Below are 26384 nucleotides of genomic sequence, written 5' to 3' on the forward strand. Positions count from 1 at the left end.
CTGGAAGAGCGAATTAGATTTTTTGCACTTTCATTCCAATGACGTCCAACAATTGGTGAGCCCGCAAGATTAATAATTCCGTCAAGATCTTCTATATCCTCTTTAAGAAAGAGATTCGACTTAATTTCAATTCCTGTTTTTCCGACAAAAATGCTCGGTAATTTTGAAGACCGGCTAAATACTCTAACGTATTCACCTCTTTCAATCAATCTTAATGCTAATGCTGAACCGATCAACCCTGTTCCACCGGCAATGCCTATTTTCATGAAATTTCCTCCGCCGAATTTCCTTGCTATACTGAAATAGAATCTGGTTGCCGAAACACGGGAGTTCCCGCAACATAGGTATGTGATTAAGAGTAATGTCCTGACTTATTGTTTAATTTTACTATTTCCAATTACAATCATCGCAGGTAATCTTTACCTATTTGAGTCAACGAACAAGAAAGTAGAAATTTACCTACAACAGCCACCATTTTTAGTTTTTGATTTTACGAATTCTTATTTATCTAACAACAACTCCAACATTGCAAATTTATTAGATAGAAAACCTGAAACAACTTGGACCAAGTTGCGCGAATCGATACAAAAAGAAGATTTTCAAGTCGAGCTCAGACAAACTCACCACTTAAAAACGGGTAAGCCCGTAATTTCTGACTGGAGGCATCTGCACATAGTTGCCTGTGCGGGAACTCACGCGGATCTTAAAATATCTATACTTCTCCGAGAATCGATAGATATGGATAAAGAATTAAGAATGCCTAAAGATAAAGTAATTAATGAGCGAATTTTAAAATTCTCAAAGTTGCTTCACTATGAAATTCCGCTAAGTGAATTCTATTCCCCTCTGGAAAGTGCAGAGTTCCCGCAAAACATGTTCATCTGGACAATTCAAGGAACTTGGATGACGGAACAAAAAGACGGACTTGTGAACGCAAAACTTTGTTTGAGCGACATTTGGCTCAGCGAGGACTAAATGAAGAGGAAAAACCGGGAGTTCCCGCAAAAACTGGGGAGAACGACGGGAATCGAACCCGCGACGGCCAGTACCACAAACTGGAGCTCTACCAACTGAGCTACGTTCTCCATCTCTGTTTGTCCTGGTGACCCGAGAGGGATTCGAACCCCCGACCCACTGCTTAGAAGGCAGTTGCTCTATCCAACTGAGCTACCGAGTCTTGAGGAGGATTTCGGAAAAATCGGGATGATAGGATTTGAACCTACGACCCTCTGCTCCCAAGGCAGATGCGCTACCCCTGCGCTACATCCCGTTTCCGACTCCATGTTTTTAAAATAACCCGCACTGTCAAGTAGAGTCTTCGACTTTTTCAATATGTCTCAGAATCTCAGGATGAGTCGGAAGTACGGACAACGCCTTACGAAAGGCAAAAATCGCCTCTTCTTTTTTACCGACCTTTGAAAGAAGAATCCCGAAGGAATCCAAATAAGCGGCATTGTTCGGTTCTTCTTTCAAAACCGACTTTAGACATTCTGTGGCCAATTTCCATTCTTCTTCGGTCGTTTCTCTCTGATGAATCAAAAGATAACCCAAAGAATTCAGACTGTTTTTATGATCCGGACGAAGTCTTAAAATTCTTTTATGAGTTTCAATCGCTCCGTCTATTTTACCCGACTTTTCAAGCGCGAAGGCTTTCATGGAAAGAATCCTCAAATCGTCAACCTGAAGTTTCAGACGTTCTTCACATCTATCCAAAGCCTTTTCATATTCCTTATTTTGAATCAAAGAGAAGATAATCAACAGAAAGGAATTTTCACGTTCTCCGAATCTCGGAAATTTTTCAAGAAGATCATTCAGAACCGAAACACATTTTCTATAATTACCGGTCCTTGCACAGCATATTGCAAAATTATAATATAACTCCGGGTCTTCCGCACCGGAAGAAATCTCCCGATCTATCAGAGTGAGCGCCAACAGAAAATTCTCCTTGTTTATCTCCTGAAGAATTCTCCTTTTTGACGAAGAGGATTTTTTCTTTTTATCTTTTTCGGACATTCTTAATCAAAGTTGCGGAAAGATCCTCTAAAACCGCAAACTCGGTTTGATCGAGCGATAAAGGCGTAAGAGAAATTTTCCCGGAAAAAAAAGCCGCAAAGTCTCCACCTTCCTCCGTAGAATGACCCAAGTCCGATCCGCCCAAATAAAAATCGGCGATCCCGCCGATGATATTCTTTTTGGAATAAGTATCCACGTAAGTGCGTCTTCCCAGTTTAGTTACGCGAAGGTTTTCGAACGAGGCTGAAAAATCGGAAGGAATATTCATGTTATATACGAAACTCGTTTTCAACAGAGAGGAATATTCGCGGATAAAATCCCGAACAAATTCAGCTTCTCTAATATAATCGTATTCGCGATCGATATTTCCTGAACTTACGGCAAGCGATAGTTTATTATGAATGGCGCCGTGTCTCGCCGCCCCGACCGTTCCAGAATAATGAACGTCGTGCCCCATGTTCACTCCGCGATTGATTCCCGAAAGAACCAGATCGATTGCGGGAAATATATCTCCGTGTAGGCCGATGTTCACACAATCGGCCGGATACCCGTCTACGATATAATGATTGTCGTTGATCCTTTCCACGCGCATAGAATCGTAGATGGACAAAGCCATCGAAGTCGCGGAACGTTCCCGCAACGGAGCGATCAAAAAAGTATCATGATCCTTCCGAAGGACCGTTTCTAAGGCTTTAATTCCCGACGAGGCGATGCCGTCGTCGTTCGTAATCAATATATTCATAAAATAATATGTAGAATCGAACCGGACAAATACAGATAAAAAACGAACGGAAAAAATCCCGTAATAATAAGCGAAGTCAACGAGAAACGGATTGCGTCGGAGGTTTTTAAGTCGTAGACGAACTGAATTCCTCTGGAGACGATCATCGTATAATAACCGATTAAAAATAGGAGAATCAGAAAATATCCGATTCCCCCCGTTAGACCCGTTTCACGCAATAGGATCGACAAGGGGCCGAAAAAAACGAGGACCGCCGTCCCGAAGCGACACAGATTGAACGTATAATTGACGTTAGCCGTTCTTTGCTTTTTCTGAGCGTGAAAATCTATCACCGACGCTAAGATCAATGGCAAGGTGGAAATCAAAGACAGATTCGCTGCGAAAGCCACCAAAATCAAAGTGATCGATCCGCTCGTATAAGGTGGAGAAAGATAAGTCGCTCCGACGGAAACGCTCAACGCGCTCGGAATCATAACGAACCAGGAAAAAAGATTCGTATTTTTTTCGGAAAGATTAGCTAACGCGGTTTCCAAACGTATCGGTTCATACAGAACCGCTTCCAGAAGTTCGAGAACGGAATTGAATAAATCTTTCAAGAATTTTTACCTAAGAGCATGCGGAAGAATCACAAGAACGGGGGAGTTCCTAAATTCTTTGAAGAAAATTCTTTCGTTCGAAAAGGAATCCAACTTCGCACCCAACATCATAAACAAACGGTCAAAAGGAGATTCCTCCTCTTCGTAAAGGGGAATTTCTCCGTCGTATTGACAAAGCCTCGATAATTCTTCAAGCGCCTCTTGTCTTCCGCCGATTTCATCCACAAGTTTGTTGCGGAACGCGTCTTGTCCGGAATAAATTCTTCCTTCCGCCAATCCCTGTACCGACTTTACGGTTTGATTTCTTCCTTTTGCGACGTCCTGAACGAATTCCGTGTAGGTATCGGAAAGCATCTTTTGTATCATCTCGTCTTCTTCGGGAGTGGAATCTCGAAACAAGGAAAGCGAATCCTTATATTTCCCTTCCTTATAAGTACGCATCTTTACGCCGTATCGATCCAACAAACCCTTGATATTCGGGGCCATCGCGATCACCCCGATAGAACCGGTGATCGTTCCCGATAACGCGAATATTTTATCCGCTGCGGAAGCGATGTAATATCCTCCCGAAGCCGCCATATCCTTCATCGACACGACGATCTTTCGAGTCTTTCTCAGGCGCATCAATTCGTTATAAATTTCCTGAGACGCTCCGACGGTTCCTCCCGGAGAATTGATTTCGATTAAGATTCCTTTAATATTAGGATTATCTTCTATATCTCTCAGCTTCTGCAGAATCGTTTCCGAACCGGTCGATTCGAAGGTAGAATGTCCGGAATGGATCTCGCCTTCCACTTTGATGAGCGCCGCTCCGATCGGTGCGGTGCTAAAAAAGGTTCCTCCGGAAGTTCGGGAGTATTTGGTGGTACTCGTCGCAAGGGATATATTTACGAGTCCGATGAGAACGGACAAAATGGTGAGAACAAATGTGATTGCTAGGGCAAGTCGGTTTCTTTCCACAGTTGAGATCAGATTCTTCCCTACAAGCGGTGTCAATGAAATAAGGGGCGAAAGCCGTATAGGGGAAACGTGGGGAGTTCCCGCAAATTTTCCGAGTTACGGACGATTCGGTGAATTCGGATGGACCCCCCAGCTTTCTCCGACGAATCCGGGGACAGAAATGAAGATCGCCGGGATTTCGGTTCATGTAGCCAAAATAAGACATAAACCGAGCCGCTTCCCCCGCCTCACCGCTAACCTCATCCGTTGTCCAGGATGTCCTTCCGTGTTTTGACGTGGAGTTCCCGCAATTTCCCCGTTGACACGAAAGATCGCCCTCAAAGACTGACCAGTCAGTCAGAAATTTATGAAATCACTCATAGAATCGTTCATCAAAAATCGCCTCTTCATGTATTTAGGAATGACCTTTATCTTCCTCTCCGGAATCGTCTCGCTCCTCGGTTTGCGACGGGACGCCTTTCCGAACGTGGACATGAAACAAATGGTGATCTCCACCAAATTTCCGGGCGCCTCCCCCGCAGACGTCGAACTTAGAGTCACATATCCGATCGAGGAACGATTGAAAGAGATCGACGGAATCGACGAGATCCGCTCCTTTTCCCGGAATTCCGTCTCGGACATAGACGTACGCGTCAACCTCGAAGAAAAGGATCCCGAAAAAGTATTAAACGAAATCCGACGGGCGGTGGACAACGCCATGTCCGATTTTCCTGCTCAAGTGACGGAAAAACCGAAAATGACGGAGCGAAAATCCGGATCGTTTCCGATCATAGAATTCTCCGTTTTCGGCGGCAAGGACGAGATCGAACTTCATACTACCGCCGAATTCATAGAATTGGAACTGGAAAAAATACAGGGGGTAGCGCGCGTAGACGTTTTTGGCAAACGCGATCGTGAATGGCATATATTAGTAAATGCGAATAAACTAAAACAATACTCTCTCGAACTTCACGACATCACTACGACCATCCGCAACAGGAATATAAATCTACCGGCCGGGTCGGTGGATTCGGAAAACGCATTCGATCTAAGAATCGACGGAGAATTCAAAGATCCTTCCGAAATAGGAAAAATTCCCACGCGGACGAACGAGATTTTCTCCACCGTAAAATTGGCGGATCTCGCGAGAGTGGAGGACACGTTCGAATATCCCCGCTTCCTCGCCATCGCAAACGGAAAACAAGGGTTGACACTTTCCGTAATCAAAAAGGAAAGAGCGGACGCGATCGAAGTCGCCCAAAACGTCCACAAACGCCTGGAAGAACTTTCCAAAACGTATCCTTCGGGAATGAAGACTTTCATCCTAAACGACGAAGCCAAACGAACGAAAAATCGACTGAACGTGGTCACTTCGAACGCACTGATAGGATTCGCGATCGTCTTCGGAATCCTATTTCTGTTTTTGGATTTTAGAACGGCCACCCTTACTTCGCTTTCGCTTCCGTTCTCGATGTTGATGACCTTCTCGGTCCTTCCTTTTTTCGACGTTTCGTTTAACATGATTTCGATGATGGGGCTCATCATTTCCCTCGGTATGTTGGTCGATAACTCCATAGTCATCTCCGAAAACATCTATACATATCTCGCGGAAAAGAACGATTCGTTCACGGCTTCCCTCCGGGGAACGGTCGAAATGATCATTCCCATTTTCGGATCGTATCTAACGACCGTAACCGCGTTTTTGCCGATGCTCTTTATGACCGGGATCATGGGAAAATTCATCTGGGAAATACCGTTAGTCGTCATCGTCGCTCTCACCGCGAGTTTGGTGGAATCCTTCCTCTTTCTTCCCGCGAGAATCGCCGCATTCGCAAAAACTCCCGATCAGATGAAGATCAAAAGCCCGTTTCGCAGGAAGATGGATTCCATTTTCGCATCCCTCGAAGATCGATTCTCGAGACTCGTTTCCTTCAACATCAGACATAAAAAAAGTTCGTTCGCCGTAATCCTCCTCCTCGTCTTCGGATCCTGCGGAGTAATGTCGCAGATGGACTTCATTCTCTTTCCGAAAGAGGACATCGAGATCATCATGATCAAGGCAGAATTCTCTCCGACGTCGCGCATCTTTCAAACGCGCGAGAAGATGAAGTATATGGAGAACGTCGTTCAAAAGATTCCCAAAGGAGAACTGGTAAGTTATTCGACCAAAATAGGAGTACAACAAACCGATCCGGACGATCCGCTTTCCCGTTTCGGCGAAAACCTCGGCGTGGTTCTGATTTATCTTACCCCGGAATCGACCCGTAAAAGAAAAGCATCCGAAATTCTAAAATCCATCGAAGCGGATCTCAGAAAAACTCCGGGAGTCAACGAACTCTTTCTGGAGGAATTCGGAAACGCTCCTCCGATCGGAGCTCCCATCACGATTTCCATCCAGGGAAAAGATTACGAAACTCTAAAGAAGATTTCCAACGAACTTCAATCTTTTCTAAAATCGATTCCGGGAGTATTTTCCGTCCGCGACGATTATCGTTTCGGTCGTAAGCAGATGTACATTCAACTCGACGAAGGTTTGGAAAGTTTCACCGGAGTATCGACACTTTCGGCGGCCAACGGTTTACGCGCCGCATACGACGGTGAAAGAGCAGGAACGGTCCGAAAAGGAAGAACGAAAATCTATCTGAGAGTTCTTTACGACAAGGACTTCCGCAAAAACCCGAACGAGATAAAAACTATTCCTCTGAGAAACAAGGCGGGCAACATCACCAACTTGGCGAAAATCTCCAAGATGGATCTGATCGAATCTCCGGAACTTCTCGCTCACAAGGATTTTGAAAGGGCCATCACGGTAAACGGCGACGTAAAGTTGGATCAGATAACGGCGCATGACGCGAACCAAAGGGTCGCGGACGAATTCAAACCGCTCATCGAAAGACAATACCCCGGCGTATCGATCTCTTTCGGCGGAGAGGAAAAAGACACACAAAGATCGATGACCTCTCTTGCGAAAGCGGGTTTGATCGCCATCTTCGGAATTTTCGGAATTCTCGCTTTGACGATACGCAGTTTCTGGAAACCGGTCCTGATCCTAAGCACGATTCCTTTGGGAATCATCGGAATCGTGATCGGCTTTCCGTTGTCCGGAAAATCGATCAGCTTTCTCGCGATGATCGGAATCATCGGTCTCGCGGGAGTTTTAGTCAACGCATCGATCGTTCTCGTGGATTGTATCGATTCGATCCGAAAAAATTCGAACGCGACTATGGACGAAATTCTAATCGAAGCGAGTCAAAGAAGATTCAGACCGATCCTTTTGACTACGTTGACGACAGTCGCCGGTTTGTTACCTACGGCGTACAGCGTGGGCGGTTCCGATCCCGTACTCATTCCTATGACGTTGGCCTTGGGCTGGGGATTGGGTTTCGGAACGTTAGGCAGTCTTTTATACGTTCCCGTTACTCTTTCGGTGTTCAACGACCTAACCTCTAAATTCAAAAGGAAACCGGCCGCACAAAGGAAATAAGTTCTTGTCTAAAACGGCTAAGACGAGCGCGGAAACGAACGAACCGGGAAAGAAATATTTTCCCGGTTTCGGGGCCTATTATCCCACATCCGGAAAGGAATCCAAAAAATCGCAGGAAACGAAAAACAAACTTTTGGAATCGACCCTTCTCGTTTTCGGAAATAAGGGCTTTCACGAAGCGAGGGTCGAGGACATCACTGCGCAGGCCGGATTCGCCAAAGGGACGTTCTACGAACATTTCAAAAGTAAGGACGATCTCATCTATATCCTAATCGACTACGCCGCGAGAAAGGATCTGGAAATCGCAAAATCCCTTTTCGCACGTTGTACAAGCTCCGTCGATATACGGGAAAATTTTCTGAAACCTATCCTACACGAAATCGAATCGAAGAAGGAACTTTCCAGGGTGTGTTACCAATTTCTCACGAACGAGATCATGACCAAGGACAAGTTGAAATCCAAAATCGAATACTACAACCGTCTGTATCATCGGTATCATTTGAAGATGATCCGAATCGGACAAAATCGTAATTATCTAAGCAAGGATTTCGATCGCGAGGAGATTTTCGTACTTTTCCGTTATATGACGGACGGTTTCGGAATCAATCAGGCGTATTCCCTGATTCATACGCGGAAACCGGAAATTCAAATCGACTCCGTTTTGAAACTATTCGACCGTTCCTTGCTCGTCGTTTCCTGAACGAATCCGCTCCGCGTATTAATCCCAAGTCGTTTAATAATCCTGTCTGTAAATCGAACCACCCGAAACGTTTTCAGGAGAGGAAGTCCCTGTCCAAAAGTTGGCTTGAAACTGGAGATAAACCGCTCTTGAATCCCGGTTGTCCGTCGTATGCAGGAAATAATGTTTCGCCGAATTCGTATGCATCTGTTGGAAGAACAACTGGACCTTATACAGATGATAATCTCCGAGAAGATTGATTCCCGCCCAATAGATGTAATACGCTTCTCCCGGATCGAAACTCTGGTTCTGATTCCAATCGCCTTTTACGAACTCGAACTTAAAAACCGGCATGATGTATTTCGATTCGTAAAGATGAATGTTGTAACCGATCGTACCGTGATATCCCATAACTTGATTGGCGGCCGAACCGGAGAATTTGCTCCAAGCTCCGTTGAGATAAAAACCCTTCCACGTAAACGTCATGTCGTAGGTATGGCCGACGATTCCCAGATTGGGACGCCCGGGTGTGGTGACGGAACGGTCCGCGAGATAATCGGAATGTAGTCCCGTAGGATCGGAGCCCCCCGTCGGAGTCGTTTGCTGGAGGATCAGTTTCGGAGCGGCTTGATTTTTATAAAGATATTCCAACGGAATCGGCTGCGCCGTTTTAACCTGCGTAGTTTGTGCGAGACCGGCTCCGAAGGACAACTTGGCGTCGTTCTGAAAAATTTCGTCGCCCTCCACCCAACCGATATCCTTGTCCGCTTTGACTAGACCGCCGAAGACGTTGTATTGAATTCTACCGTAATAAACGGGAGCGAGGAGTTGCGGAAGATTTTGTCTGGTTGCCGTGTTGTCTTGTCTTCTGCCGTAACCGTAATCGCCTCCGCCTCCGTGACCGTTTCCGATGAAAGCATGGACGGAAAGATGTCTCGTATATTTTTTATCGATCAATTCCAAAGGATGGAACGCGATCATGGCTCCGATATCGAACTGCGGAAGAACGTTGGTGATCAAAGAACGTTCCAAATAAACGAAGTTAGCCGAACTCTGGATATATTCCCTGTTAAACGGAACGTTGATCTGACCAACGGTGAAACGCGAACTCATAAACGGAATGTTCAGCCAAACAACCGCTTCGTGGATCAAACCGCGCGAATCGTTTAGCGTAACGTCTTTGACGTCGCCGGAGGTTTTATCCTTGGTCAACTTCAGGAATTGGCTGTTCAACGCGTTTTCCAAACGCAACTGAGTGGCGAAACCCCACCACTTCGCGCCTTGATAAAAGAATCCTAGTCTCAATCTTCTAAAGTTGGCGTCTACCGTGTTAAAATCCTCGTTTCCGGAAAAGGGTGATTCTTTGCTGCCGCTTACGCCTCGGAATTGTGTTCTTGCAGCGATGACCAATTTTTCCTCGTTCAACTTATCGGGTCTATGTCGGAAGTGATTGGGAAGTTGCATCTCCTTTCGTTCTGGAAAATTCTCCCGAACGAAGGAATCGATTTTGGTCCGGTTCGGACCGGGTTTCGTATAAATCAAACCCGTCTCGTTGTCTTCGTAAAATTCCTTTTTCGTATTTTCCTGGGCCTTCGGGTCCGGGGTGGAATTCGGTTTATCCTGCGACCAAAGCCCCGTTCCAAAAACGAATAAAACGCCGATGACGGAGATCCGCGCCAATCCGCATTCGATCGAGGGTTTCCGCTTTTTCATTTTTACTTTCATCTTACTCTGAAACCGGAATGTAATTTTTCCCGGCCGAACTCTCCTTTTGTAACCTGTTTGAGATGTATATTTCATTCAGGTTACAAAAGGATTAGGGGAATATTTCATTTCGATTACAAAAACCGAGTTTTCCACGGAAACGTTACGAAACGAAATCCGACGCGGATAAAAGACCGTGTTAGGCGCTTGGATAGTTTATACGACCTCATTTCTCGGAACGACGGATCGCACCGATCTTTTCGAAGCGAAGAAAACTTTACCGACGCAGTCGCAGGAAGAAGTGCAGGATGGCGGATATCATTCGAAATCCCGTTCGACGCGTCTTCGTATCCGATCGTCCGGAAGAGCGGAACTTCCGAACTTGTAAAAGATCGAATACTCGCTCCCGGTCGTACGAAAGTACACGCGGAACTACTTTATAAAAATAGAATATTCCCCGCCGGAGATCATCTCGCCGGATCGAACCCAAAGGGACCGTTTGATCGCGTTCCATGGCTCGTGCCGGTATTCTCGGAAAAAACGGAGAGATCGATGTAAAACCATTCCCGGGAACGGATCCTTCCCGGTCGCGGCGACTCCTATCCGGATACCGCGAATCAAGTCCGGACGAAATACGGGAAGTTAGGGATGGAAGCGGGGAAAATAGAAAATAGGATTTTTACGCCGTTTGTGATGTCGCTTAATAATGAATTACGGATTTCAGACGTTCCGAATCCCCGCTAAAACGACTCTTATCCGCAAAACCTCCGCCCGTATCGATCAAATCCAGATAACCGTCCCTAAAAAGGGAAAGGTCTTTTTGCGGAGAGGGCGCTTTTTTACCGGAAAGATCGGATAACGACGCTAAGGCGAATATTTCAAACGCCAAGTCTGAAATATAAATCCGATTGAGATCGAGAGCCTCCGCGTCCGAATTCGCAAGGATTTCCCGAAGCAATTTGGATTTTTTGCGGATCGTCTCCGCCGCGGGAGATTCGAAATCGGTGATATCTTCCGTATATTGAAAAAACGCTTTGGCGACCTTTTCTCGTTTAAAACCGCGTAACACGTGTTCGCTGAGAAGCAGATGTGTTCCTTCCCAGGTTTCGTTTATGATGGAATCGTTATGTAACCTTGGAAGCGCGGAAAAATCGCCTACGATTCCGTTTCCGCCGAGGACCAAAATCGAGTTGTACGTGATTTCCGTCGAAGTCGAGGAACATTTATATTTCAACAGAGGGGCCAAAACTTCTCCTGCGAGTTTCAGAGAATCGGGAGTGTGGATATGACGAAATACGGACGCGAGCATCGCCGTATGTTTCAACCGTTGATCGCTTAATTGCTTTAGCAAAGAAGAAAATTCTAATATTTTACTTCCATAAGCCGTCCTGAATTTCGCGTATTCGTAGGCTTCCATCCATGCCCTTCTCGAAATTCCGGAGGCGGCCAAAGAAACGTGAAGTCTGGAAATTCCGATCACGTATTTGATCAGATTCGCGATCCCGTGCGCGGGTCTTCCCAAGGCCTCGGCCTCGACTCCGTCGTAGACGATTTCCACGGTAAGTTTTCCCCGGGAACCGATGATGTCTTTCTTACGAAGAATATGATGTCCGTTTAACGTACCGTCGTCTTTGATCCTCGGAACCAAAAAAAGCCCGATCGTACTCGAATCCTCGACGCGCGCTGTCGTAACCCAAACGTCCCCCGGATTGGAGCAGAACCATTTCTCTCCGGTTAGAATCCATTTTCCGTTCTCCCGTTTTCTCGCGATCGTACGGTTTGCGCTGACGTTCGAACCTCCGACGCGTTCGGTCACATATTGACCCGCCATAAAATGAGAGGAACTTCCCTCTCCTGCGACCATCGTCAGGAATTTATCCTTCTGTTCCGGAGTACCGAGCGCTTCCAAAACCTTGATCATACCTTCGGTCATCGCAAGCGGACACGTTACGCCCCCTTCTCCGTTTTGATTGGACAAATAGGTAAGAGCGTAACGATGAAGGTCCGTAAACGGATGTTTCCAAGAGGAATGATAATTTAGATTCACGATTCCGTAGTCATAGGAAATTTTTCTGGAAAGTTTTTGTTCGTTGGAATACACGACTTGATCGATACGATTTCCGGTGCGGTCGTATTTGACGATCTCACCGTATTTTCCTTCTTTGTGGGAAGCGTCGGTCAGTTCGTCCAGAATTCCGCCGACAAGAGAACCGTATCCGGAAAGATGATCGATCATCGCCTTTTTATGCGCAGCGTCGTATCCTTCGGAATATTTCTCTACGACGGTTTGCAAAACCCGATCTTCTTCGTAGAAATTTTTTCCCCGATTGCCCTTATAATCGGAAATGTCGAAACTTGCAAGCGCTGGATTGGTGGATTGATTCGACGGATATTGCATGTGATTCTCCGGTTCCTTCGGTCGAAGGATCGTATTGTATTTGGAATTCGTAAATACGATTCTTTGGAGAGTATAACCCGGCCCGGTTTTTGGGGCGAGCGAAAAAATCGCAACCGATCAAGCGACGCTAACGTGTAAAAGACGGACGATCGGGATCGACCGATATAAGTTTCCGTAGGACTAAAACGGTCGAAGTTTCGAAACGATACGCGAGAGAACGATCCGTTGTCAGATCGGAATCTCGCCTATCGAGTGTTCGGTGAACTGGAGTTTGAGGATTTTATCCCTGAGTTTGGAAAGTAATTCCGAATCCTCTATCTTAGAACCATCCGCCGTTTGAAGATAGAAGGAATCATACGCATAATCGGCGCTAGTCGAAACGCGGAGATATCGCACCTTAAGATCCGACTCCAGAATGATCTGAAGAATTTTATATACCAATCCCACCGAGTCCGGCATACGCACTTCCATGATCGTAACGTCGGCGAGATCGGCGTTGTCGAACATCACGGATCGATTGACGATACTTTCCGGAGCGGGTTTTCTAGGATTCCAATCGGTCCTTTGAAACGCGATACTTTCCCGTCTTAAATTACCCGAAGAGATCGCCTTCAATTTCGACTCGAGACGTTCCAATTTTTCGGAAGGTAAATTCCCTCCTCCGGCGGAATCGATCACCTGAACGGAGTTGATCCAAAATTCGCCTAACGTATAACTCTTCATACCGAGAAGACTCAAACCCTCCGACGAAACTGCGCAGGAAAGATCCAGAAGAATTTCAGGACGATGAACCGTAACGACATCGATCGTCACGAAGGCCGGATCCTGCTCCGCCTCGAAAATCATACCGATGGATTCGTTTCTCGCCAACAAACCTACCGCTTTAAAATTCTTTAATATTTTGCGGTTGGAAACCGTGTTCAAATAGGAGGAAGGAATCACCTCGTCGGCAAAACGGATGACCGCCTTGGAAATATCCTCGTCCAGGCCTTCCTTGGAAATCAGATACGTTTTCAGATTGTCCAATTGTACGTCGCGCTTCGGAGAATCGTCGGGAGCGTTTTTGGAATCGTTTACGAGATACGGAATCGTATTCAGATAAAGAGTGTTTAGTATGGAACTTTTCCAATTCGTCAAAACGCCGGAACCGACGGACTTCGTGTCGATCACGGTAAGAATATAAAGTTTTCTTAATCTTTCCCGACTTCCGACCGTTCTTGCGAAATTGAAGATCAACTTAGGATCGGAAATGTCCCGCTTGGAACTCAGCTCGGACATAAGGGTGTGTTTTTCCACGAGGAAACGGCAAAGATCCGTATCCTCTTCGCTCAAACCGAGGCGATCCCCCACGGAGACGGCGAGTTCGGCTCCGTATTCGGAGTGATCTCCCTCTTTGACCTTCCCCGCGTCGTGCAACAAAACGGCAAGAGCTAGAAGTTCCGCCTTGGAACATTCGTCGTATGCCTTCTGTACTTCCGGATCCGGAAATCGTTTCCGGTCCAACACGTCCAGTTCGTGAAGAATCAAAAGAGTATGTTCATCGACCGTAAATTCATGATGGTAACTGAAGAGCGGAAAATTCGTACAGGCTCCGAACTCGGGCAAAATCGCACCCAGAATTCCGGATTCGTGCATCAATTTCAGAACTCGTCCTCTCTCCTTCGGAGTTCTCAGGATCTTTAGGAATTCCTCGTTTACTTCGGGGGAATATTTGAAGTCGTCGTCCAAAAAATTGGAAGCGAAACGAAACTCGTTGAGAAGGGTTCCCGATACCTGCAGATTCCTTTCCTGAATCATACGAAAAGAGAGCATAACGTCCCTGTAAATCGTATGAGGATTCGTGAATATAGTTCCGATCACCGGCGGAAAAACCGTGTCCCCGATCCTGAAAAAGTGGAGATTTTCGTACGGAAAACTCTCTCCTTCCGAACTTTTTCTTTTTTCTATGATGGAATCCAGATACGTTCTGATGATAAAGTAGATGTTCTTCTGGTGTTCGTAAAGAACGTGCATGAATTTTTCGACGGAGGAAAGTTCGGACTTGGTTCCGAAGCCGAGGTATTCGGCGACCTCCTGTTGCAGATTGAGATCCAGACGATCCGTTTTTCGTCCGGTCAAAACGTGCATCGCGATGCGGGTCCGTAGTAGGAAGTCGTACGCTTCCTGGAGCAGTTGGATTTCCCCTCTTTGAAAAACGGGCAGGATAGAAAGTCCTCCGAGAGAGGGAAGATTGCGGACCGACTTTTCCATCCAGAACATGTATTGGATATCGCGCAACCCGCAAAGATCCGTTTTGAGATTCGGTTCGCTTAACAAAATAGGGCGTTCTTCTTTGAGGAATCGCGAGGAAAGAATCTCTTCCTTCGTTTCGTTGTAGTATTTGGTGCGTTTTTCGGGGAGTTTCTCGAGGAAGTCCGCTTTAAACTTTTCGAATAAAGCCCTCGAACCCGCCAAAAATCGAGAGTCCAAAAAAGCGTGATAAGAGGACATATCGTCCAAATAACGGAAACATTCCTTGATCGTTCTACAAGCGTGTCCGACTTCTTTGCCGGAATCGTAAAGATAGGTGTTGATCTTCGAGATTACCGCCTCGAGTCTTTGTTCCTTGATTCCGTTGTGAAGATAAAGAAGATCGATATCGGAATGGGGAGACAATTCCATTCTTCCGTAACCGCCCATCGCGACCAGACAAAGTTCGTCGCCCGACTTGAACTCCACTCCGGAAGTTTCAAACCGGGAAAGTATGAAGGAATCGACTATATGCGTAAGTTGCCGCGAAACGAGACGTCCGCCGACGTTTTTGCTTTTTTCCAAAAGCCTTTGAAAACTATACGCGATATCGAGTTGAAGAGGCATATATTATAAAAATGTAAACTACTTTTTAGAACGAATACGACCGCTCGTATGTAAAGAACACCGACGTCGGCTCGGAGGAAAAACTACTTCAGCTTATCCCCCGGTTTCGCGTCCTTATGGGGAACGAAAAGACTCAAACCTTCCCCTTCTCCGGAAGCCAACAACATCGCTTCCGAAATTCCGAACTTCATCTTTCTAGGCTTCAGGTTGGCCACGACCACAACGTTCAAACCCTTAAGATCTTCCGGTTGATAAGCGACTTTGATTCCCGCGAATACGTTTTTGATTCCCAATTCCCCGAGATCCACTTTTACGTTTACGAGTTTATCCGCGCCTTCGACCGGTCCGGCCTCGACGATCCGTCCCACGCGCAATTCGACTTTCGCCAGATCCTCGACGGAAATTTCTTCTCTCTCCGAAACGTTCGAAGAGATTGGGGCAGCCTGGGAACCTTCCTCAGGTTTAGATTGGGTAGGAATCGATCGTTTATTTTCTTCTAACATAGTCGTTATCGCCTTTTCATCCACTCGTTTCGTGATCATCTCGTACGGATTCACTTTCGTTTTTTCTAATACTTTGGACAAGTCCAGATCCTCGAAAACCGGTTGATTACCAAGGCCGAGAAGTTTATAAATCTTTTCGGATATTTTCGGGACCACGGGATAAAGATAAACCGCCAAAAAACGACTCGCGTTCAAAACCGTCGTTACGACTTCCCTGGTTTTTTCCGGATCCTCTTTTACGAGTTTCCAGGGAGCATTGTCGTTGACGTAACGATTGACTCTGTCCCCGAGACGGGCTATCTCCCGCATCGCGCGCGCGTAGTTCTTGCTTTCATATGAGTTTTTTATGATATTCGAAATCGTATCCTCGGAGTTTCCGACTTTTACGGGTTGGAAGATCAACTCGTTCAACAACTCCTTCCCTTCCGAAGAAACGACGCCTAACGTTCTGTTTAGTTGGTCGAGGATTCCGGTGGAAATCCTCGAAACGAGATTGACCAAATTGCCCACTAAATCCGAATTGACCCGAGCCGTATAATCGTCGAAGGAAAAATCCAAGTCGTCCATTCCCGGACCGAGTTTACCCGCGAGATAAAAACGGAGGTGTTCCGGATCGAGATATTTGGCGTAGGTTCCCGCGTTGATGAACGTCCCTCTGGACTTCGACATTTTTTCGCCGTTGACCGTGATGAAACCGTGGACGTGGACGCGACTAGGAGTGCGGTAACCGCTTCCGTTCAACATCGCCGGCCAAAACAAAGTATGAAAGTATAATATATCCTTCCCGATAAAATGGACGATCTCCGCGTTTTCGTTTTTCCAAAACGAATCGAACTTAGCGCGATCACCTTGGAAAAAATTCAACGACGCCGCCATATAACCGATGGGAGCGTCCAGCCAAACGTAGAAATATTTATCCTCTTCTCCCGGAATTTTAAAACCGAAATACGGCCCGTCTCTGGAAATATCCCAGGCTTGTAGTCCCGCTTCGAACCATTCCCGAAGTTTTTTACGAACCCCGTCCACGACGTGTTCTCCTTCTTCGATCCAGGTTTTGAGGAACTCCTGAAACTGCGACAACTCGAAAAAGATATGATCGGAATGTTTGGGAACGGGAGAGGTTCCGCACAAAGCGCAATGCGAATCGATCAGATCCTTAGGACCGTACGTCGCACCGCAGACTTCGCAACTGTCTCCGTACTGATCCTTCGATTTACAATTAGGGCACGTGCCTTTGATAAAACGATCGGGAAGAAACATCCTGTCCTTCTCGCAATAGGCCTGTTCGATGCTCGTGCGGGAGATATGTCCCTTCCGTTTCAGTTCGGAATAAATTTCTTCGGAGATGATACGATTCTCTTCCGAGTTTGTGGAATGATACCGATCGTGTTCTATTCCGAAAGCCTGTAGATCGCGAAAGTGTTCCTGATGAACCCGTTCGATCAATGTTTCGGGGGTGATTCCCTGATTTCTGGCCGCGAGCATCACCGGAGTACCGTGTGTGTCGTCCGCGCAAAAAAAATAACAATCGTTTCCGATCGCCTTTTGATAACGGACCCAGACATCCGCTTGAATGCCTTCCAGAACATGACCCAAGTGAATCGATCCGTTCGCATAGGGAAGCGCGGAAGTAACCAATATCTTTCTTTTCGGAGAAGAGTTGTTCACAAAAGTCAGGTTCTTAAAATTTAGGTCAAAATCAACGTCTTTCTTTTCGGATTTTCATTGCAAATCCAATGGTTAGGATAGAATTTTCTGAAAACCTGGAGGAATTTCCAATGCCAATCGAGAATCTTTCATCCCTTGCAAGCAAAGTTCTGCCGGGGCATGAATTTTACGAAAAGTTCAGAGAGGAAATGGATCCTCAATCGGAGATATTTCAGCTTAAGTTAAATTACGCCAAGGTTCTCGTGAGCGTTTGGTCTTACTCTTGTATGGCGGACGGAATCTTTCATCAAAAGGAAGGAAGTCTCGTAGGTCAGATGGTCAAGGCCCTTTTCGAAGAAGGATGTATTTTCTACGATCATCAATCCGACAAAACGGACATCATCGGAGAATTATCGGAAGTATTCGAAAATCCTCTTCCCGTAAAAACGATCCGCAACTTTTCGGAAGGCAATCCGATCATGGCCGCGGGTTTTTACGAAGACGCCTGTGTGATCGTTTCTATGGACGGCGGGTTGACCAAAAAGGAAAAGGAATTCCTGGACGATCTCGCGAAAGAATTGGAAATTTCCGCTATGGATAAAAAGAACATCGAAAATCGAATCATCGAAAAAAAGAAGTAAACGCCTCGATTGAAAAACGATCCTATCCCCTTTCCGGCTTCGTTGAGAACCGAAGATTTACGCATCGATCTGAAACGTATAACTCGCATTAGGTTGTGCGCGGTGCTCGATCTATAACGTTCGTATGAGTTGGATCTGGGAAATTCTGTTTTATCTGCTCGTAGTCTACGCGGGTCTGCAGTTCGCGATGTCGGGGCCGGTGATCCAAACGATCGTCAATTTTCTTTCCTTCCGTCATTTCCGATTTCGTTGGACCTCATCTGGAATTCTACTCCCCGTATTTTACGTGATCGCGAAAAACTGCACCGTCGAATTTCCTGGAATCCTGAAAACCGACCAAGTCCACGCAAGGATTTCCTTTCTCAGCCTAAAGATCGACGTTTTCTCTCTGTTTCGGGGAAAGCTGACGATCCCTTCTTCCATATTCAAAAACTTTCATATGGATTATACGAATATAATCAGTCCGCACAAAAAGATAGGATTGATGCCCAAACGAGGAAAAATCGTATTCAAAAATATGAAAATAGAAAACGGTTCCGTTTCCATCGTCGATAAAACGCTGACTCCCACGTATTCCATACAACTTCGGGACGTCGCGATCGAAGGCGGTTATATGGATTCCGGTTCGCCGCTTGAAATCCTATTTCGAACCAAAAGCGGGAGTTGTAGGCTCGGAAAACGGGGCAATCTAAGGATCGGCGTTTTGGGCGGAGAAACGAGAGGATTCTTATCGTTAAACGACATCACTTGGTCGGAATTGGCCGGATTACAGGTGATCCCGCTTCCCTTTTTGAAGAACCGGGTCCAGATCTACGTGGAGTTTAAACACATCGACGACGGGGAAACGATCGTGGAGGGAACGCTGATCCATTTTCCGCCGGACTCGGGCGATAAACCGGAACAGAGTTATCCGTTCCAATTTCGAATCCTTTGGAAGAATTACAATCTTCCCTTCGACCTGGCTCTTCGCGAATTGATCCTGGAACTTTTCTTAAATATAAAACTCAAAGGGGTGATGACGAGGGCGCTGCAGAGCGTCGCAAAAGGTTTATACGCCGTCATCGGAAGAAAACGCACTCAATAGATTTGGAATACAATAAATTCCTAATTTAGAATCGATTCAATTTCGGATCGGAACGAAAACCGAATCAGAAGAAATTCCGACATACCGGAAGCGATTACGATTCCGCAAATCCTAGGATTCGACCGAGCGACCAAGCCGCGACGACGATCATCCGGTCATCCGAACTTGACCCGCGCGAATCATTGTTGGATACAAAGAATATAACGGGTGCCCGTAGTACAGGGAATATTGGAGACCCCGTCGCCCGCCAAACCGAAGCCGCTCATATTATTCGTCCAGTCGTTGCAATTGCTCGCGTTCAGGCTCCAGTCGGAATTAAAACCGGACCAAAGATCCACGGCGGAAACTCCGGTACTTCCGTAGAGGGTGCTGAACGACAGTACACCGTTGTTGTCCGAGGTTCCGACCAGAACGTTCGTACCGTAATAGTAATAATTGGTGTTCTTTGCGATCGGCCAATCCGGCGAACCGGGGATTCTTCCCGGAGCTCCGACCAAAGCCTTGGAGAAAAAACTGGCGGAGGAATTGCAGGACGAATCGGCGCCTTGAATTCCGAAAGCCGCCCCTCCGTATTGTAGATTTCCTCCGCTGATGCGGACGACCTCGCGAATCATCTTATCGTTGTCCACTAGTTTGATCGTAAACGGAAGGGATAAGCCGATCGGAGCAACCGTCACATTCAGGGTGAAGGTTCTGTCGTAATAATCCGTGACCGCGGTCGGAACTGCGTCCGTTGCGGTTACGGAAACGGAGTCGGGATTTGCGAAATTCATATCGTAGGTATCCGGTCCGGGATTAAAATGATTGATTGTAGCCGTCGTGGAAAGACCGACGTGTGCCACCGAATCGGTTGAATCGATGGGTCCACTCAATGCGATGTTGAGGTTCAGAGCCGTGCCGTCCTCTTTGACGGAGATCGGATCCGCGACGGTTTTGGAATTGATCAATACCGTGACACAATAAACTTCCAGATCGAGAACATCCGTTGCGGTAGTTCCCGCAGGATTTTCAACTTGGCCGGAAAAAATTCTGCAAACGTGATCATTGGCCGAACTTTGAATGCTCAACGAATAGTTTTGATTTTGAAAGAGCGAACCCGTAAACTGAAACGACCCGTTTGCGGAAACGGGCAAAACTTCCTCGTTCAATCGAAGTGCGACCGTTCCGGAGATAAGCCCTCGCACGTTTCCCCCAAAACGAAAACTGGGAATCGAATACGATTCTCCAACGTCTTGCGCGATGGTGATCAAAGCGCCGCCCGGACCATCGAGTGAAAAACGCTTTGCCTCGGCACAAGAGAAAACAGATGCCGATAAAAAAATCAACAAAGAGTATTTATAAAAAGAAACGATTTTCATATAAAAAGGTACTTTAGCCTACATGCCTACAATTCTAACTACAAAGTGAATTACTCTTTTTGAAAGGATTCTTTTCGAGAAATGTGAGAGATCCTACACAACGATCAAAACGATCGAATCCTTCTTTAAAAAAGGAAATCGGAGGTCTCCGTCGAACTTCCATTTTTCAGAAATCCGACAAATTCCTCCGGTTTTATCCAGTTTTCGTAAGAGTTCCCGCACCCCACGATTCCACAAAGAATGAACGATGAGGTTTTTTATATGGAATGTGAATATCTCGAATCCAAATCCTCTTCCACTTCTTCCTCTTTATTTTTATAGTTGGGAAGATTCATTTCCCGAAACGCCTTCGGGGAACTTTTTGTTTCCTTTAAAAAAGCGCGATGAAACGCGGAAGAAGAACTAAAGCCGACCGCCATTCCGATCGAAAGAATCGAACGATCCGGTTCCTCCAACAACATCACTTTCGCTTCTTTCACCCTGTGATGATTGATAAAAGAATTGAAATTCATCCCTACGTGTTCATTCAAAAAAGCGGACAAATGATGCACGGAAAGACCCATTTCCGAAGCCAAAGAGGGAAGTCGGAGCTCTTCGTCCAAATGGATTTTTTCATTCTGCATCAACTCATTGAGTTTATTTTCCACCTTTTCGAGATTCAAATCTTCTAGGAGAGAACGCTTTTCCAGATTTGCGTCGCGCTGGGACAGAGCTTTTTCGGAATCCTCGTCGAATTCGCCGTCTTCTCCCAGGTGAAATTCATCCTGAGTTCTCCGAATTTCATAAATGATGGGCACAAATTCGCTCAAAATAATCGGAGAAAGAATCAAAAAGTAGTGATTGATCGTGTTGATCGGCTCGATGATTTTCGCACCTTCAAAATAACGCACAACTTCCGAAAGTTTGATTACGAGCAAAATACTTACAGAAGGAAGAATTCGGATAAGATTTCCCCTGTTTTCCTGGGCCCGCATCGGAATCAAAATTTGGAAGAGCAAATAGGCAAAAAACAGGAAACTTCCCAAAGAAACCATCTCGGAGAGATTCGGAATTTTGAACTCATCCAATAAATCCCAAACCACCACGATCGCCGCCGTGGCCGCAAAACTCCGTAGAAGCAACTTTCTCAGGGCGGATAAATCCCCCGAAATCAACTGCGCATCTCCATTTTTTGCCGCAGTCGCCAAATGCATATAAAACAGAATGACAGTCACGGAAAAAAACGCATAAAGATACTGCGCCAGTTTCTTCGCTAGGGAATATTCCGTTATGAAGATCGTCGCCGTAAACGACCAAAACAGAAAAGCCATTAGGAAAAAAAGCGCTGGGGTGAAAACTTTTTGGTTCCTGTCCCTTTTGAAAAGCCTGAACGCAGCGATGATAAAGTAAAGCATCGCCGCTATTGAGTAGTATTTAACCTCTTCCACATCCGAATCCTTTGTAAGTAGTTATTTATGTATTTTTCCCAGATACTATGTTAACAAAGAATTTACGAGCCTTTGCTCATTTTTTTATTTTTTTGGATTTATAACTTGTGAGTTCCTGAAAAAAAATCCCGGTCTCGATTTTTAACGGAGGAAAGAGGAAGAATTTGTCTATTTCCCCGAACTTGTCGATTCCTCAAAGTGTTAAAAAAATGCCGATTTTTATCTTCCCGAATTATAGAAACGCTCACAGAAGGACAACAGACAGAAACGCATCTTTCACACCAAAAACCGATTTTCTTTCCTAAAAAGTGCAAACACGTATGCTTCCCCAAAGAGTGAAACCTTACTTGAAATACTTTGGTAAATCCGTTTAAATTCAGAGCCCGAAAGACATACTTTTCCCATACTACGAACTGATTTTGAAAAACTTCTGCATGCGCCTGACGAAGGTTTTCCATAAAGTTTTTTCCTCAAATTGCTTCAAGCTCTAACTTATAAACAGAAAATTCCCTATTTATATCTGGTGACGTATTTTAGATAAAAAAAGAGTAAATTCCTTTCAGAACGATTCAAAAATCGCGGATTAAAAATGTTGTGGAGGATCTTTTATGATCAAAACAAACAGAAAACAACATGTGAAAATAAACAAAAAAAATCGCTTCCATACTTCATCAATCCTGGGGCTTGGGCTGGTTGTTTCTATTTGCCTTTCCAACTGTTTAATGGGCGAAGGGAAGAAAGGAATAAATTTCTTTTTCCTACCGACTTCTACCGCCGGCATCGCCTATGCTCCCGGTGACGACGGTTCCGGTAGCATTCCGGTTCCTACGCCTCCCGTTACTCCGATCACGGCTACGAATGGTAACTTAAATTATACTTCTGCGACTACATTTTATGTAAGCAATACCGCGGGCGCAATCGGCTATTATGATATTTCCTGGTCTGCGGATAAGAACGGTTTTTACGAACTTCGCACGGGAACTTCCACTTGCTCCTCCGGAACGGTGAAGGCAAGCGGCGCGATCGCAAGCTCCACAAGCACCACCAATCGTCTCAACGCATCCGATTTGGGTGCGGGAAGTAGCACGGTCAAACTCTGTCTGTTGAGTCCGGATACGACCACTCTTTGGGATGACGTTTCGGTTACTGCGGTTCGGGACGACTCGGCCCCCTCCGTTTCTTTCAGTCCAGCAGGAGGAACTTACGGATCTTCGATTCCCAGCATCGGCCTGACCTGTACGGATACGGGCGCCGCAGGATGTTTGAAGGTAGCCTACCGCAATGATGGAACCGATCCCGGTTTAACGGCCACCGGTTCCGTTTCGAGCGGAACCGCATACAGTTCGGCATTTGCGGTAGCGAACAACGCCACAACGGACGTCAAAGTCGTAGCCGTCGATAAAGCGGGGAACGTAAGCTCTGTTTCCACAAGTCAATACGTCGTTTCCGTCGGAAATCCTACCATCACGATCAATTCCGTATCAAAGTCGGATATACGCGGAACCGACAGCTCGAACATCAATTGGAAATCCGACCTCGCCGGAACGTATGAATTCCGCATCGGGGGAACGAACTGCGCAGCCGGCACCAACGGAAGCGCTTTTTCCACGGCGATTACCGGTTCTGCGGCGGCCAACACGAATATCATCACGAATATTCCGGGCGCAGATCTGGCAGCGGGCGCCAATACGATTCGGGTTTGTCTGACCACCTCCGGAAGCAACGTGGGATCCAATTCGAGAACGATCAACCGGGATGACACCGCCCCTGCAATTTCTTCGATTACGATCGACGGTGGGCCTTCTGCCAGCACCGTGTCCAACGTTACGGTGAACCTAAATACCGATCACCTCGACTTCGTCTTCAGTGAAGACATGGACACGAGCCTCAAACCGCTTCCCAAACACTACGACACCGGAACTTCTCCCGCTACCCTCGTTCCTTGGCCCACCATCACGGGAACCTGGGTGGATGCACAAACCTACCGCGTTTCCTTCAACGGAAAACTTCCGGAATGGCATCTCTTCTATCATCTTTTTGATATGACCGCCGATCCGAAATTTAAAGACAAAGCCGGGAACGTAGTTGCGGGCGCATTTATCGCGAGCAATCAAATCAAACTTCTCTATAAAACGGAATCCGATCCTGCGGTGATCCGAATCACCGACACAAGACAAACCAGTTGTTTCGACGCCGCAGGAAATACGCTCGGTTCTTGTGCGACCACGGGACAAGACGCCGACAACAGCGTTCTCCCTTACGGTTTGATGGTTCCGAGCTCCGACCCGGCATATCCGAACGATATGATAACGGTGGATAACGTGACCGGAAAAACTTGGAAGACTTGCGGGCCCGGTTACGAATGGTCCGCCGGAACCTGCGTGGTCAGCGCGACTCCGGTTTCGTATCAAACCTGGTATGACGCGATCCCGTATTGCCTCCAACTGAATCTGAATAACTCAGGCGCGGGTTTTGCCGGAAAAACTACCTGGAGAGTTCCGACCCTCAAAGAACAAATGAGTCTGATGACCTACGAGGGAACCACCGGAAACGAAGGAATTCCTACCCTGGCCTTTCCGGGATTCGTTCGCAACGATTACCAAAGATACTGGACCATGACGAACGCTATGAGTTCCACACAACCCAACGTTGACTACGCCAACCCCGGACAATTAAGTATGGCGGTTCTGTCCAACGGAACATCCTGGGGAGCCTGGACGACTTCCGTATTCGGAGGCGGAACTCATACGAAACACAAAGTCAACTACGCGGGTTGGGGTACCTGGCCGAACAACTACATATTATTGACCATGTGTGTGGCGGATTAAGGAGAAACATATGAGAAAGTATATTAGAATTATCTTATTGTCTACGATGCTTCTTCTGTTGAAAGCGGAAGGTATTTCGGCGGTGACTCCGTTCGACAACCACGTCGATTTAGGAAACGGAGTCGTAGACGATCAAACCAACCGGATCCTTTGGAGAAAATGTATCCGCGGAAGAGGAACCGCGGGGTTAAACTACACCGATTGTAACACGGTAAGCGGACCCGCGAGAACGAGCAACTGGGCGACCGCACTTACGTATTGCAACGGGCTGAATTTCGGCGACGGTCGGGTTTGGAGACTTCCCTCGGTCAAGGAATTGTTTGCCCTTGTCGATCTTCAACGGGGAATCAACCCTCCCTACATCCAATCCACTCTGTTTCCAGATACGGACATAGGAAGATATTGGACTTCCACATCCTCGTTCCCAAACGGCAACAGCCCGAGCAACTCGGGAAGCAATGATCCGAAACAGTATCTCGAGGAATTGGGTACGAATAACGTTCAATACTTTACGATTCCCGCCAACACGAGATACCGTTCGATGGCGTACATCGTTGACTTTCGGACCGGAGGAATCGTGGAAAAAAGAAAATCGGATTCGGACGGTTACGTTCGTTGTGTAAGCGGTCCGTACTAAACGTTTCGATTCGTCCGCAAACTCGTCACATCAAACGAACGACGGCTTTGTTTGCGGATGAATGTTTCGTAACGCGGCAGGATAGAAAGCCGCGCTTTCTCAAGAGGGTTTCTTTTTCTTCTTCGTCAAATCAGCTTAACGTTTGAAACGGAAGGTCATTCCAAAACGAAAGAGGCGCCCAAGATAAAATCTATATTCTCGCGCGAAATGGATTCCAAACGTTCCCCCCATTTAGCCATCGGAAGTTCCTTTTCCTCTTTTTCGATATAACTCAGTTGGGGAACGACCGTATAGGATTTATTGACCTCGTGCGTCGGCGAATCCGAAAAGGAAATCACGTTATGAATCACAGGAACGCAGTTGGTCTGACCCGAATCGCAATATTCCACTTTCTGTTGAACGTGTCTAACGTGGATATCCGCTTCTTTACCGATCAATAATTTCTTTTTCGGAAAAACCTTCTTCAACGAGAGAACCAATTCGAGCGCCTTAGTTAGGTTTTTTTCCTTTTCGGAAGGCAAATAAATCCTCTTAAAAAGCTCCTCTTGTCTTCTCTGAATACAAGGTTCTACTTCGGGATTAAACGATTCCGGATCCGGGGTTTTACCGCAAATTTCGCGGACGGATTTAGGAACGAAGGATTCTACGACGACCGTTTTTGCGGTCTGAATTTTTTCAAATTTGTTCTGACTTCCGGAATTCTGTTGTGTCTGTTGAGTACCGGCGCACGCAAACAGAAACAAAAGCGGAATGCAGAAAGGGATTCTATTTATCATATAAGTCGAAACAAGGAATTATCCCATTTTTTGAATACATTTTCCCGTTCGGTTTCCACTAACGGATATTTT

At 46.3% G+C, this 26384-nt stretch carries 19 protein-coding genes and 3 tRNA genes; 7 read left to right on the forward strand and 15 right to left on the reverse strand.

Going from position 1 to position 26384, the window contains the following annotated elements; genetic code table 11:
• On the reverse strand, window positions 1–266 hold a 266-nt coding region (locus EHQ17_RS10685; RefSeq protein WP_135736179.1), incomplete at its 3' end, for an NAD-dependent epimerase/dehydratase family protein.
• An 82-nt stretch (window positions 267–348) separates the two neighbouring features.
• Between EHQ17_RS10685 and EHQ17_RS10690 the strand changes: the two genes are divergently transcribed.
• Window positions 349–975 (forward strand): hypothetical protein, encoded by a 627-nt coding sequence (locus tag EHQ17_RS10690; RefSeq protein ID WP_135594686.1) that lies wholly within the window; start codon window positions 349–351, stop codon window positions 973–975.
• Window positions 976–1009: 34 nt separating this feature from the next.
• On the opposite strand, the gene EHQ17_RS10695 is transcribed toward EHQ17_RS10690, so the two are convergent.
• The 7 genes from EHQ17_RS10695 to sppA form a co-directional block, all read right to left on the reverse strand.
• Window positions 1010–1085, reverse strand: a tRNA-His gene (locus EHQ17_RS10695).
• A 15-nt stretch (window positions 1086–1100) separates the two neighbouring features.
• Window positions 1101–1177: transfer RNA gene (locus EHQ17_RS10700), tRNA-Arg, on the reverse strand.
• A gap of 21 nt (window positions 1178–1198) precedes the next feature.
• Window positions 1199–1270 (reverse strand) — tRNA-Pro (locus EHQ17_RS10705).
• A gap of 35 nt (window positions 1271–1305) precedes the next feature.
• Window positions 1306–2013 carry a tetratricopeptide repeat protein gene (locus EHQ17_RS10710; protein ID WP_135594684.1) on the reverse strand — a complete coding sequence of 236 codons (708 nt, stop codon included), beginning with the start codon at window positions 2011–2013 and terminating at the stop codon, window positions 1306–1308.
• Window positions 1997–2755, reverse strand: a complete 759-nt coding sequence (gene surE / locus EHQ17_RS10715; protein WP_135594682.1) for a 5'/3'-nucleotidase SurE — start codon at window positions 2753–2755, stop codon at window positions 1997–1999. Before surE ends, EHQ17_RS10710 begins: the two co-directional genes overlap by 17 nt.
• Window positions 2752–3351: a hypothetical protein gene (locus EHQ17_RS10720; protein ID WP_135594680.1), complete on the reverse strand. Its 600-nt coding sequence runs from the start codon at window positions 3349–3351 to the stop codon at window positions 2752–2754. Before EHQ17_RS10720 ends, surE begins: the two co-directional genes overlap by 4 nt.
• Window positions 3352–3357: 6 nt before the next feature.
• On the reverse strand, window positions 3358–4311 hold the full coding sequence (gene sppA, locus EHQ17_RS10725; protein ID WP_135594678.1) for a signal peptide peptidase SppA: 954 nt from the start codon (window positions 4309–4311) through the stop codon (window positions 3358–3360).
• A 346-nt stretch (window positions 4312–4657) separates the two neighbouring features.
• Here sppA and EHQ17_RS10730 point away from each other — a divergent pair, with 346 nt between their 5' ends.
• Together EHQ17_RS10730 and EHQ17_RS10735 are read left to right on the forward strand one after the other, a co-directional pair.
• The gene (locus tag EHQ17_RS10730) at window positions 4658–7774 is read left to right on the forward strand and encodes an efflux RND transporter permease subunit (RefSeq protein ID WP_135594676.1); all 3117 of its coding nucleotides are present in this window, start codon (window positions 4658–4660) and stop codon (window positions 7772–7774) included.
• Between the two features lie 4 nt (window positions 7775–7778).
• Entirely contained in the window at window positions 7779–8474 is a 696-nt protein-coding gene (locus EHQ17_RS10735; RefSeq protein WP_135594674.1) for a TetR/AcrR family transcriptional regulator, read from the forward strand.
• 33 nt (window positions 8475–8507) lie between these two features.
• On the opposite strand, the gene EHQ17_RS10740 is transcribed toward EHQ17_RS10735, so the two are convergent.
• The 4 genes from EHQ17_RS10740 to metG form a co-directional block, all read right to left on the reverse strand.
• A complete protein-coding gene (locus EHQ17_RS10740) occupies window positions 8508–10178 on the reverse strand; it encodes a hypothetical protein (protein WP_425460703.1) in 1671 nt (556 codons plus the stop codon).
• 679 nt (window positions 10179–10857) lie between these two features.
• Window positions 10858–12555: an acyl-CoA dehydrogenase family protein gene (locus EHQ17_RS10745; RefSeq protein WP_135594672.1), complete on the reverse strand. Its 1698-nt coding sequence runs from the start codon at window positions 12553–12555 to the stop codon at window positions 10858–10860.
• Window positions 12556–12783: 228 nt separating this feature from the next.
• Complete coding sequence (locus EHQ17_RS10750) at window positions 12784–15411, reverse strand: bifunctional uridylyltransferase/uridylyl-removing protein GlnD (RefSeq protein WP_135594670.1); 2628 nt, start codon at window positions 15409–15411, stop codon at window positions 12784–12786.
• An 83-nt stretch (window positions 15412–15494) separates the two neighbouring features.
• Window positions 15495–17582 (reverse strand): methionine--tRNA ligase, encoded by a 2088-nt coding sequence (gene metG, locus EHQ17_RS10755; protein ID WP_135594668.1) that lies wholly within the window; start codon window positions 17580–17582, stop codon window positions 15495–15497.
• Window positions 17583–17698: 116 nt separating this feature from the next.
• Between metG and EHQ17_RS10760 the strand changes: the two genes are divergently transcribed.
• Window positions 17699–18202, forward strand: a complete 504-nt coding sequence (locus EHQ17_RS10760; protein ID WP_425460705.1) for a tellurite resistance TerB family protein — start codon at window positions 17699–17701, stop codon at window positions 18200–18202.
• Window positions 18203–18326: 124 nt separating this feature from the next.
• Complete coding sequence (locus tag EHQ17_RS10765; protein WP_135594664.1) at window positions 18327–19286, forward strand: hypothetical protein; 960 nt, start codon at window positions 18327–18329, stop codon at window positions 19284–19286.
• 179 nt (window positions 19287–19465) lie between these two features.
• On the opposite strand, the gene EHQ17_RS10770 is transcribed toward EHQ17_RS10765, so the two are convergent.
• Together EHQ17_RS10770 and EHQ17_RS10775 are read right to left on the reverse strand one after the other, a co-directional pair.
• On the reverse strand, window positions 19466–20644 hold the full coding sequence (locus EHQ17_RS10770; RefSeq protein ID WP_135594662.1) for a DUF1554 domain-containing protein: 1179 nt from the start codon (window positions 20642–20644) through the stop codon (window positions 19466–19468).
• Between the two features lie 257 nt (window positions 20645–20901).
• Entirely contained in the window at window positions 20902–22071 is a 1170-nt protein-coding gene (locus tag EHQ17_RS10775) for an AraC family transcriptional regulator (RefSeq protein WP_135594660.1), read from the reverse strand.
• A gap of 722 nt (window positions 22072–22793) precedes the next feature.
• Here EHQ17_RS10775 and EHQ17_RS10780 point away from each other — a divergent pair.
• Together EHQ17_RS10780 and EHQ17_RS10785 are read left to right on the forward strand one after the other, a co-directional pair.
• A complete protein-coding gene (locus EHQ17_RS10780; RefSeq protein ID WP_167881080.1) occupies window positions 22794–24899 on the forward strand; it encodes an Lcl C-terminal domain-containing protein in 2106 nt (701 codons plus the stop codon).
• A gap of 10 nt (window positions 24900–24909) precedes the next feature.
• Entirely contained in the window at window positions 24910–25536 is a 627-nt protein-coding gene (locus EHQ17_RS10785; protein ID WP_135594656.1) for an Lcl C-terminal domain-containing protein, read from the forward strand.
• Between the two features lie 155 nt (window positions 25537–25691).
• Here EHQ17_RS10785 and EHQ17_RS10790 read toward each other — a convergent pair whose 3' ends face one another.
• Window positions 25692–26312, reverse strand: a complete 621-nt coding sequence (locus tag EHQ17_RS10790) for a hypothetical protein (protein WP_135594654.1) — start codon at window positions 26310–26312, stop codon at window positions 25692–25694.
• Window positions 26313–26384: the final 72 nt, after the last annotated feature.

Source organism: Leptospira gomenensis (assembly GCF_004770155.1).
In the GTDB taxonomy this organism is placed as follows: Bacteria; Spirochaetota; Leptospiria; order Leptospirales; family Leptospiraceae; genus Leptospira; species Leptospira gomenensis.